Below are 10,734 nucleotides of genomic sequence, written 5' to 3' on the forward strand. Positions count from 1 at the left end.
TCCTATCTGGCGGCGGGCGGGACACGACTCCCGCGGACGAGCCTGTCGGCGTTCGATTGGATGAGGCGATAGGGATAGGCGGTGTGTTGCTCGACGACGTCGCGCAGGCGCGTGACGGACCCGTGCAATCGCTTGTCGCGCACCACCTTCGCCTTCAGGAAGGGGAATCGGAAATCCTCGATGAGGCCGTCCCAGAAGTAGAGGGTGCCGTTGTTCCACCCGGTCCGGGTGCTGCGCCACAGCCGCGCCGGGCGGCCCCGGGCGGTCCTGATCGCGTCGGCGGAGACGAACGGTTTGACATCGAGCCCGGCCCCTCGCGCCCGCCGGGACAGGCCGACCTCGTACCGCCAGAGCAGGGCGCCCCGGTGGGTGATGTAGTCGAAGTCGTCCCAAAGTTCGTTGAGGAAGGCGCGGGTGCGGGAATTGAGGTCCCAGGCCAGGAAAAAGGACTGCAGGTGGGAGGCCATCTGGGTGTTCTCGATGGCGCCGTACATGTCCGCGCCGTGGAACGAGCCCCACATCTCTTCGAGCGGAAAGAGCGGACCGAAGACGCTGTCGTTGGCGAGGACCAGGCGATCGAACTGATCCAGCGACCAGCCGCGCCGCGTGAGGATGCACCACGCGAGGTGCCACGAGCCGAAGTCGAAAGCAAGCGTGCGGCGGGTGTAGATACCCGCGCACAGGGGATGGATGGGCGCGACCGACCCCGGCGAGAGCGAGGCCGAACCGGAAACGAAGACGATGGTCGCCCCGAGTCGGTGCAGCGCCTCCAGGTAATAGGTGACATAAGGATCGACGATGCCCTGCTGGTCGAAGTGCGCGAACAGCACGAGGGTGCGGCGGCCGCTCGGCGGTTGCGGCGGAAGCTCCAGGTGACTCTCGCAAACGAATCGTAAAGCGTTGCCGCCCAGCCGGTATCGCAGCGACGCCAAGGTGCGCTCGGACTCCGTTCGCAACGCGTCCGAGAGTTTCACGCAGCACCGGTTTTCACGGCGAGTGCGAAAAAGTCGGTACGCGTGGACGTCACATCCACGATCCGCAATCCACCGTGGTGCAGCATCGCTTCGATCAGCGCGACATCGAACACATGGTGGTGCAGGGTTCGGTTCTGAAAGTTCCGCCGGCTTCGTTCCCTGAACCGCCGGCGGCCGCCGGCCGGCCAGTCCCGGCGCAGGTCGTGGAGTGCCAGGATCTCGTCGAGATGGGTCAAATCGTCCTCGCCGACGTCCAGGGTGAAGTCGTCGAGCAGGTGCCCGAAGGTCGTGACCGCACGCCGGCGGTCGAAGTTGTTCTCTTTGTTGGGCACGACGAGTATCAAGGCCCCGCCGACCTTGAGGACCCTCGTCCATTCCACCAGCGCCTTCAACGGGTTCGCGATGTGCTCTAGGCAATTGGAGGACAGCAGGAAGTCGTACTGAGCAGTTGCGAAATCGGGCAGCGCGGTCGCGTCGGCGACGAATTGGCGACCGGGCTTGGCGCGGTAGTACCGGTAACCCGCGCCGGCTTCGATCCGTCCCTCCCAGAGGGTCTGCGTGGCGAAGTTGACGCCGTCCAAACCCCGGACCCTGGGATAGAGCGGCAGCACCGTTTTGAAAAGCACACTCGGACCGCCGATCTCGACACCGTACTTGTCTTCGACGCATGACTGATAGCGATGACGAGCCGGTAGGCGCCAGTGCGCATGCCGGGGGCCCAACGCGAACCTCGGCCCGTTCTCCCGCAACGAATAGTGTGACCAGTACGCGAACTCCGCGACCGCCCGTGGCCCCGGCACTACGCGTCCAGGCGGGCGAACTGATTCTGGCGGTAGCGCTCGACGCACGCCGCCCTTCTGACCTTGCCGCTAGTGGTAATCGGGATCGAACCAGGAGCCACCACAACGAGATCCGCGATGCTGAGGCCGTGCGCGTCGGAAATCGCAGAGGCGACTTTGCGTTTGACCACGTCGAAACCGGCGACGCCCGTGGCGTCCGACCGGTTCTTGAGCTCGACAATGGCGACCAGTTTCTCGGTCCCGTTGTCCGGCACCGCGATCGCCGCGCACCGCCCCGGGGCGACGCTCTGGATCGTCCCCTCCAGGTCGTCGGGCGAGTGATTGCGCCCGTACACGATCAATAGATCCTTGGTGCGTCCGATCATGAACAGCTCTCCGTCATAGACGAAGCCCAGGTCCCCGGTTCTCAGCCACGGCCCTTCGGGGGTTGCGGCCGACGGCGCGACCAGCGTCGCGCCGAACGTCTGCTCGGACTCGCCCGGCTTCTGCCAATACCCGGTGGCGACATTGTCTCCGTGCACCCAGATCTCACCGGTCATTCCCGGCGGACATTCAGTACCGGTCTCGGGATTGACGATTCGCACCATCGGCGACCGCGGCACGCCGTAGCTGACAAGCGCCGTACCGCCCTCATCCGCCCGCCGCTTGGCGCGGCCGGTGGTCAGCTCTTCGGAGTCGAAATGAACGATTTGCGGCGCATGACCGGCTTCGCGGGTCGAGACATACAAGGTCGCTTCGGCCAAGCCATACGATGGCCGTAACACCTTGTCCCGCAGGTTGAACCGGGCGAACCGCTCGGCGAAGCGCCGCAGTGTCGCCGGCTGTACCCGCTCGCCGCCGTTGAAGATGCACGACACATCCCCAAGGTCGAGACCGGCGAGGTCATCATCCGACGTTTTCCGGGCGGCCAGGTCGAAGGCGAAGTTGGGGGCCGCCGAATGTGCGCGACTGTGCTGTGCCAGCAATTGCATCCATCGGGCCGGCCGCTGCAGAAAGGAAACCGGGCTCGTGAGTACACTGCGAAACCCGCTGAGAACCGAAAAGATGATTCCCAGCTGCAAACCCATGTCGTGGTAGAGCGGCAACCAGGAGACCATCGTGCTGTCCGGTGGTGCGATTCCGCCGTAATCCCCGAAGAAGCCGGCATTCATATGCTCGAAGTTGGCCAGAATATTCTTGTGCGAAACCATGACCCCGGCGGGGGTACGGGTCGATCCCGAGGTGTATTGCAGATACACGGTGTCCGTTGAGTTTTCGAGCCGCCCGGCGGGCGCCGTCTTCGCGTCGAGGTCCAGCAGATCGACTTCGATGAGCGACGGAGCGGGTGCGCCGGACGTCGGCCCCAGGCAGCCGGCGATGTCGCTCGCGGCGGGCGATGTCGTGAGGACCGCGGCCGGCGACGCGTCGCGCAGAACCGAGCTGACGCGTTCGTCGCTGCCGGTACCCAGCGGAACCGCGATGAAGCCGGCCTGAAGCGCGCCGAGAAAGGCGGTGATGTAGTCGAGCCCCTGGGGGGCCACTATCAGGGCGCGGTCGCCGGTCGATCCGCATGCCCGAAGCTCGCGTGCGAGGTTGCACACCCGGCGATACAGTTGCGACCATGTCAAATCCTCGGCAATTCCGTCCGGGTTCTGCTCGTAATTCATAAACGTGAACGCCGTCCGATTCGGCTGCAGGCTGGCGCGTTCGCGCAGCAGGGCAGGAATGGGAGACTTGAGCATGGGCGTCAGGCTACCCCGGCCGTTATTGCCACGGCGGCTTTGCAATAAAGACGATGGTCTGCTGAAACGCACGCCGATGGAAAGCGTGATCGACCGGCTGAATCGCAACCGGGTCTTGCTGAAGCTGTCGAATTTGCGTTTTACGTACGGCTACCGGTTTTTGAGCCGCCTGCTGATTAAAGACGACGTGTTGTTCCTGAATTACGGGTACGAAGAAGACCCGCCGATGGCTTTGGCGCTGGAGGCGTTGGACGAGGCCGACCGGTTCCCGATCCAGCTCTACCACCGCACCGCCACGCAGGTGGACCTCGCGGGCAAGGATGTGCTGGAAGTGAGTTGTGGCCATGGCGGCGGGGCCGCGTATCTGATGCGGACCTTGCGCCCGGCGTCCTATGTGGGCCTGGACCTGAACACGGTCGGCATCGAGTTCTGCCGAAAGAGGCACCACGTACCCGGACTGAGCTTCGTGCAGGGCAACTCCGAAAGCCTTCCCTTCCCCGATCGGTCCTTCGACGCGGTGATCAACGTCGAAGCCGCGATCAACTACCACGACGTTCCCCGGTTCTTCGCCCAGGTGCGGCGCGTGCTGCGCCCGGGCGGGCGGTTCTTGTACGCCGATATGCGCTACGCCGACGAAATCGCCGCCTGGGAGGCGGACCTGGCCCACATCCCCCTGCGGCTGGTGTCGGAACGGGTCATCAACGCTGAGGTGATGCGCGGGCTGGAGGGAAACCGGTTCGCCGACCAGATCACACGTCGTCTGCCGAACATCGCGCCGTTGCGCGGCATCGTCAACGACTACGCGGGCGGGCCGGGCTCGTTGATCTACCGGCGCCTGGGCAGCGGCGAGGCCTCGTACCGGCTGTTTTGCTTTGCCAACGATTGAGGCATGGTGTGTTAAAACTTCGTGCCGACGTCACCCAGAGTGACACTAACGCTCCCGCGGGGAGGGCCCGACGGCCTATTCTTTGGGCACCCAGCAAACCTCGGGGGTCGGGATTGGCGGAGGTCGGATGACGGCCGGAGCGGCGTGCCAGGCGTGCGGCACCGAACTCTTCGAGAATGCGCGGTTCTGTCACGAATGCGGGGCGCCGGCCGCCCGGCCCGCCGCACATGCGGAGTACAAGCAAGTATCGGTGCTGTTCGCGGATGTGGTGCATTCCATGGACATCGCCGCGGCCGTCGGTCCGGAGCGATTGCGCGAGATCATGGCCGACCTGGTCGACCGTTGCAGCGAGGTGGTGCATCGCTATGGGGGCACGGTGGACAAGTTCACCGGCGACGGGATCATGGCGGTTTTCGGCGCCCCGGTAGCAATGGAAGACCACGCATTTCGCGCCTGTCTCACGGCCTTGGGCGTCCAGGACGAGATCAAGGACCTCGCCGCCGACGTGCGGCAGCGCGACGGCGTGGACCTGCAACTGCGGGTAGGGATCAACTCCGGTCAGGTGATCGCGGGCGAAGTCGGTTCGGGGCCGCTGGGTTACACCGCGATCGGCGACCAGGTCGGCATGGCGCAACGGATGGAATCCGTGGCGCCCCCGGGTGGGGTGATGCTCAGCGAGTCCACCGCCCGGCTCGTTCAACAGGTCGCCGTGCTGGGCGACGCCGAGCAGGTGCGCATCAAGGGCAGCGCCTTCCCGGTGCTGGCCCGCCGTCTGCTCAGCCTGGCGTCCGGCCCGCAACGGCGCGACGACCTGCAAGGCGCGTTGGTCGGACGAGAGCTGGAAGTGACGACGCTTGCCGGCCTCCTGGATCGGTCGATGAGCGGGCGGGGGTGTTTGGTCTGCGTCGTCGGGCCGCCGGGCATCGGCAAGACGCGCCTGACCGGCGAGGCGACCGCGATGGCCGATCGTCGCGGCCTGGTGGTGTCTTCGGTTTTCTGCGAGTCGCACGCCAGCGACGTCCCCTTCTTCGTGGTGGCGGGGCTGCTGCGCGATGTCGCCCGAATAGTCGGACTCGACGACGAGGCGGCGCGCGCGCAGGTGCGCGCCGGCGTCCCCGACGCCTCCGATGAGGACATGTTGCTGCTCTATGACCTGATGGGCATTCGTGACCCCGACACGCCGCCTCCCACAATCCATCCCGACGCGCGGCGACGGCGGTTGAGTGCACTGGTCAACTCGTTGTCGCTGAACCGCACCCAACCCGTTCTCTACGTCATCGAGGATGCGCACTGGATCGATGAGGTGAGCGAATCGATGCTGGCCGAATTCCTCAGCGTCATACCCCAAACGCCGTCGATGGTGCTGATCACCTACCGCCCCGAATACCATGGCTCATTGACGGAAGTGCCTGGTACACAGACGATCTCGCTGACGCCACTGAGTGATTCGGAAGTCGCGGCGTTGCTTGACGAATTGCTCGGCACCGAGCCGTCGGTCTCCGGGATCAAGACCCTGGTCGCCGAACGGGCCGGCGGGAATCCGTTTTTCGCCCAAGAAGTGGTACGTGAGCTCGCGGAGCGCGGTGTGCTCACCGGTGACCGCGGTGGTTTCACCTGCGCCACAGACCCTGCCGAGGTCACCGTACCGGCCACCCTGCAGGCCACCATCGCCGCGCGGATCGACCGGTTGCCGCCCGAGGCCAAGCGCACGCTGAACGCCGCGGCGGTGATCGGGTCGCGCTTCACCCCCGAGCTTCTCGAAGCGGTGGGCAACGACCCCGCTCTCGACGCCCTGCTGAAAGCCGCGCTGATCGATCAGGTCCGATTCACCCCGGGCGCCGAGTTCGCCTTCCGCCACCCGCTGATCCGGGCCGTGGCCTACGAATCACAGCTGAAATCCGATCGCGCCCAGATGCACCGCCGGCTGGCGGTCGCCATCGAGGGGCACGAACCGGACTCGGCCGACCAGAACGCCGCGCTGATCGCCGAACATCTCGAAGCGGCGAGTGACTTGCGGGATGCCTACGGCTGGCACATGCGCGCGGCGACGTGGGCGCGATACCGCGACATCGTCGCGGCGCGGCTGGGCTGGGAGAGTGCGACGAGGATCGCCGACGCGCTGCCCGTCGATGACCCGGACCGGGCGGCCATGTGCATCGCCCCGCGCACCATGTTGTGCGGGATCGCCTGGCGGGTGCATGTGAACAACATCGGGGACCGTTTCGACGAGTTGCGGAAGTTGTGCAGCGCGGCAGGGGACAAGGCGTCACTGGCCATCGCGATGGCGGGGCTGGTGATGGATCACGCGTTCCAGGACAGGGTGCGCCAGGCGTCCCGACTGGCCTCCGAGGCCATCGCTCTCATCGAGTCCATCGGCGATCCTGCGCTGACGGTGGGACTGTCCTTCACGCCGATCCGCGCCAAGATAGCGACGGGCGAGTGGGATGAGATGCATCGCCTGTCGCAGCGGGTCATCGACCTCGCCGACGGTGACCCCACAATGGGCAACTTCCTTTTCGGGTCTCCCCTGGCGCTCGCCTTCGCCCAGCGGGGTACCGCCCGGTGGGCCCTGGGCCGTCCCGGATGGCGAGACGACTTGCGGCGCGGCGTGGCCACGGCGCACGGCGCCGACTCCCTGACCTACGTCACGGTCGTCAGCTACGTGTACACCACGGGGATACCGGCCGGCGCGCTGCGGCCCGACGATGCCGCGGTACGCGAGATCGAGGATGCGCTGGTGATCGCCCAACCGTCCGGCGACAACCTCCAATTAGGTGTCGCCTGGCTGACTTTGGGGCTTGCGCTGGTGCACCGTCACACGGATGCCGAGCGTGAGCGCGGACGGCAGCTGCTGGCCGAGGTCCGCGAAGTGTTCGTGCGAGGGGGCCATTTCCTGTGCGATCTACCGATGATCGACGTGTACCTGGCCCGCGAGCAGGCGCGCGGTGGCGATCGCGACGAGGCGATACCGCTGATGCGCGCCGCGGTCGACCATCTCATGCTTGAGGGACAAGGGCTTTCGTGGGGCGTGCTGACGACGGGCGTCCTGGTGGACACGCTGCTCGACCGCGGGACCGAGAGCGACATCACCGAAGCCGAGGCCGCGATCGAGCGGTTGGCGAACGTGCCTGCGGAGGGGCGGCTGGCGATGCGTGAGACATGGTTGCAGCGGATGCGGGCCCTGCTGGCGCGCGCCCAAGGCGATGCCGAGGGTTACGTGCGCTTCAGAGATCGCTACTGCGACATGGCGAAAATGCTTGGCCTGGAAGGGCATATCGACCGGGCCGAGGAGATGCCCTAGGTCCGCGTTCGGGTGTAGGACGAACCGAAGAAGGGGTGCACCGGCTCGCGTTCGGCGGCAACGTCTCTGAGCGGCCGGCACCACGGCGCCAGGAAGACCTGGATAGCCACTGCGCCGCGAACGGTTGCGGTTGGTGGTGCGGTGAACTCAGGGGCGCGGCTGCACGTCGACGCTGGGCGGACGCGACTGGGGGTCCTGAGGCTTCTCCAGCACGGAGCGCCGGACGATGCTGAACGCCGCGGCGCCGCCCGCCAGCAACGCGACGGCGACTCCGGCAAAGACCAACGGGCGCTTGCCGCGACGCTGCGCGCGGCGCGCGTCCTGCAGCGCCTGGGGCAGGCCGCTGACCACTTCCTGCGCCGCGGCCAGCTCCTGGGCCAGGGTTTCCTGGGCCGCGGCGAGCTCGCGGGCCAGCCGCCCCTCCTGGTAGCGCCGCCGCAGCTGCGCGGCGGCCGACTGCGCGGACTGCACGCTGAGACCGACCACGCCCCGGGTGACGTCCACCGGTCCCTGCGCCGAATTGCTCAGGCCGCGGGTCAGTCGCTGCCGCGGGGTCAGCCGGGAATCCGTCTTCGCGCTCATCTGTCGCCTTTCTGTCCCGCCAAAAGTCCGTTACCTGAACAGACTGCCAGCATAGAGACGCCGGCCTCCGCGGTACCCGCGCGCCGCGTCTCGCTTTGGGTGACACCGCGTGCGCCAACGCCCGCCCGTAGTGGCAGACTCTCATGCCGTGACCAACAGCCCCATTCAGACCGCTACCGCCACGCTCCACACCAACCGCGGCGACATCAAGGTCGCCCTCTTCGGAAACCACGCGCCCAAGACCGTCGCCAACTTCGTCGGCCTGGCGCAGGGCACCAAGGAATACTCGACGCAGAATGCGTCGGGAGGCTCGTCGGGCCCCTTCTACGACGGCGCGGTCTTCCACCGGGTGATCCGGGGCTTCATGATCCAGGGTGGCGATCCGACGGGCACCGGTCGCGGCGGCCCGGGCTACAAGTTCGCCGACGAATTCCACCCCGAGCTGCAGTTCGACAAGCCCTACCTGCTGGCGATGGCGAACGCGGGCCCGGGCACCAACGGCTCGCAGTTCTTCATCACGGTGGGTCAGACCCCGCACCTGAATCGGCGCCACACGATCTTCGGCGAAGTGACCGACCCCGAGTCGCAGCAGGTCGTCGATGCGATCGCGGCGACGGGCACCGACGGCAACGACCGCCCCACCGAGCCGGTCGTCATCGAGTCGATCACCACTTCCTAACGCGCCGGGCCGGCTGGGTCAGCCCTGCTGAGGGCCGGCGTATCCCGCCGCGGTGAGTGCGTCGAGCACGTCCACCGGGTCGGTCCCGAGGTCCCAGCGGGAGAACAGCACCAAGTCTTCGCCGACCGTTTCCACCTCGAGTAATCGCGTCTTGCGCCCAAAGCGGCGGAACTCGATGATGCGGATGATCTTGATGTCGGGATGGCGCAATAACTGCGTCCTGAACCAGCCGCGCAGCAGCAGGCCTTCGGGCGTGATTGCCAGCTTGGGACGTGCGTACCAGGACACGCCGGCAAACATGATCAGCCCCGCTGCGGCAACCCCGGCCAGAACGCGCCCGGGCGGGTCTGTGACCACGGTCACAGCGGAGATAGCCATCAAAATCCCCGCGACTCCACAACCAGCGATTCCGGCCGTGTGGGGCTGCCATTGTGTTTGCTGCATGTGCTCCTTAACCCCTCCCACCACCGGCGATGCAGTTATCCACATCAGCTATCAACAGTGGGGATAAATCACACGCGTGTGATTGGGTGCCGTAAAGGTTGCTGACGCGGTGCCAAATAAGGCCGGAAATGAATTCATCACGCCGGCCGTCCCGCTCAGTGCCAGCGCATCGTGAGCAACAGGCCGGTGATCATGAAGGCGAACGCGATGGCGTAGTTCCACGGACCCAGTTGCGCCATCCAGTTCAGCGCGGCCGGTGCCTGACTCCCCACCGCGGCCAGCTGGAACACCATCAGCCAGACCAGGCCGATCAGCATCAGACCGATGAACAGCGCGACGAACCACACACTCGACGGCCCGACCTTGACTTTCACCGGGGTGCGGCTGACCGCGCTGACGGTGAAGTCGTTCTTCTTGCGGACCTTGGACTTGGGCATGATTACCTCGCGGATTACCTCAACGACACGGTGAGCGGGACGGGGTGCAACGATAAACCCTGCAACTGCACCCATAGCTTGGCTACGAGACTAACTCACCTGGGACGGTGACCAGGAATGGAGAGGCGATGATCCAGCCGCGCCGTTCGCCATGGCGCTGGGGCGTCCCGGTCGTCTGCCTGCTGGCCGGATTGCTGCTCGCCGCCACCCACGGAGTCTCTGGCGGCGCCGAAATCCGCCGCAGCGACGCCCCACGGCTGGTGGACCTGGTCCGCGAGGCGCAGTCCTCGGTGAACCGTCTCAGCGCCGAGCGCGAGGCGCTGGCGGGCAAGATCGACGCCTCGCACGGGCGCTCGTCGGATGCGGCGCTGGCGGCCATGCTGCGACGGTCCAACCAGCTCGCCGGCGAGGCGGGGATGACTCCGGTACACGGGCCCGGTCTGGTGGTCACCCTCGCGGACGCACAGCGCGATGCCAACGGCCGTTTCCCCCGCGATGCCTCCCCCGACGACCTGGTGGTGCACCAGCAAGACATCGAGGCCGTACTCAACGCGGTGTGGAGCGCCGGCGCCGAGGCGATCCAGATGCAGGATCAGCGGATCATCGCGACGTCGGTGCCGCGCTGCGTCGGCAACACCCTGCTGCTCAACGGGCGTACCTACAGCCCGCCGTACACGATCACCGCGATCGGCAACCCGACGGCTATGCAGGCCGCCCTTGCCGCCGCCCCCCTGGTGGTTCTGTACAAGCAGTACGTCGTGCGCTTCGGCCTCGGCTACCAGGAAGAGGTCAAGTCCGACGTGCAGGTCGTCGGCCACTTCGAGCCCGAACGGCTGCATTCCGCGCAGCCCGACGGCCCGATCGACTACTGACACCCACCGACCCTTCTCGCGTGGCGGTAGCCTGGCAC

The 10,734-nt window shown here is 66.4% G+C and carries 10 protein-coding genes; 4 read left to right on the plus strand and 6 right to left on the minus strand.

The window, feature by feature from the left end; genetic code table 11:
- Positions 1-2 precede the first annotated feature (2 nt).
- From OQ789_RS09185 to OQ789_RS09195, 3 genes are all read right to left on the minus strand, one after another.
- Positions 3-974: a rhamnan synthesis F family protein gene (locus OQ789_RS09185; RefSeq protein WP_324685145.1), complete on the minus strand. Its 972-nt coding sequence runs from the start codon at positions 972-974 to the stop codon at positions 3-5.
- On the minus strand, positions 971-1,696 hold the full coding sequence (locus OQ789_RS09190) for a class I SAM-dependent methyltransferase (protein WP_324685146.1): 726 nt from the start codon (positions 1,694-1,696) through the stop codon (positions 971-973). The genes OQ789_RS09185 and OQ789_RS09190 overlap by 4 nt, the downstream gene beginning before the upstream one ends.
- Before the next feature lie 77 nt (positions 1,697-1,773).
- Complete coding sequence (locus OQ789_RS09195; RefSeq protein ID WP_324685432.1) at positions 1,774-3,495, minus strand: AMP-binding protein; 1,722 nt, start codon at positions 3,493-3,495, stop codon at positions 1,774-1,776.
- Between the two features lie 76 nt (positions 3,496-3,571).
- Between OQ789_RS09195 and OQ789_RS09200 the strand changes: the two genes are divergently transcribed.
- Positions 3,572-4,381 (plus strand): phthiotriol/phenolphthiotriol dimycocerosates methyltransferase, encoded by an 810-nt coding sequence (locus OQ789_RS09200; protein ID WP_324685148.1) that lies wholly within the window; start codon positions 3,572-3,574, stop codon positions 4,379-4,381.
- 127 nt (positions 4,382-4,508) lie between these two features.
- Complete coding sequence (locus tag OQ789_RS09205) at positions 4,509-7,682, plus strand: AAA family ATPase (RefSeq protein WP_324685150.1); 3,174 nt, start codon at positions 4,509-4,511, stop codon at positions 7,680-7,682.
- A 147-nt stretch (positions 7,683-7,829) separates the two neighbouring features.
- Here OQ789_RS09205 and cwsA read toward each other — a convergent pair whose 3' ends face one another.
- Positions 7,830-8,264, minus strand: a complete 435-nt coding sequence (gene cwsA, locus OQ789_RS09210) for a cell wall synthesis protein CwsA (protein ID WP_324685151.1) — start codon at positions 8,262-8,264, stop codon at positions 7,830-7,832.
- Positions 8,265-8,394: 130 nt separating this feature from the next.
- Between cwsA and OQ789_RS09215 the strand changes: the two genes are divergently transcribed.
- Entirely contained in the window at positions 8,395-8,943 is a 549-nt protein-coding gene (locus OQ789_RS09215) for a peptidylprolyl isomerase (RefSeq protein WP_324685152.1), read from the plus strand.
- A gap of 18 nt (positions 8,944-8,961) precedes the next feature.
- Here the strand turns inward: OQ789_RS09215 and OQ789_RS09220 are convergent, their stop codons facing one another.
- Entirely contained in the window at positions 8,962-9,387 is a 426-nt protein-coding gene (locus OQ789_RS09220; protein ID WP_324685154.1) for a PH domain-containing protein, read from the minus strand.
- A 155-nt stretch (positions 9,388-9,542) separates the two neighbouring features.
- A complete protein-coding gene (gene crgA / locus OQ789_RS09225) occupies positions 9,543-9,824 on the minus strand; it encodes a cell division protein CrgA (protein ID WP_083064827.1) in 282 nt (93 codons plus the stop codon).
- A gap of 128 nt (positions 9,825-9,952) precedes the next feature.
- Here crgA and OQ789_RS09230 point away from each other — a divergent pair, with 128 nt between their 5' ends.
- A complete protein-coding gene (locus OQ789_RS09230; protein ID WP_324685434.1) occupies positions 9,953-10,696 on the plus strand; it encodes a DUF881 domain-containing protein in 744 nt (247 codons plus the stop codon).
- Positions 10,697-10,734 lie beyond the last annotated feature (38 nt).

The organism is Mycobacterium sp. 94-17 (genome assembly GCF_035617725.1).
Taxonomy (GTDB): Bacteria; Actinomycetota; Actinomycetes; order Mycobacteriales; family Mycobacteriaceae; genus Mycobacterium.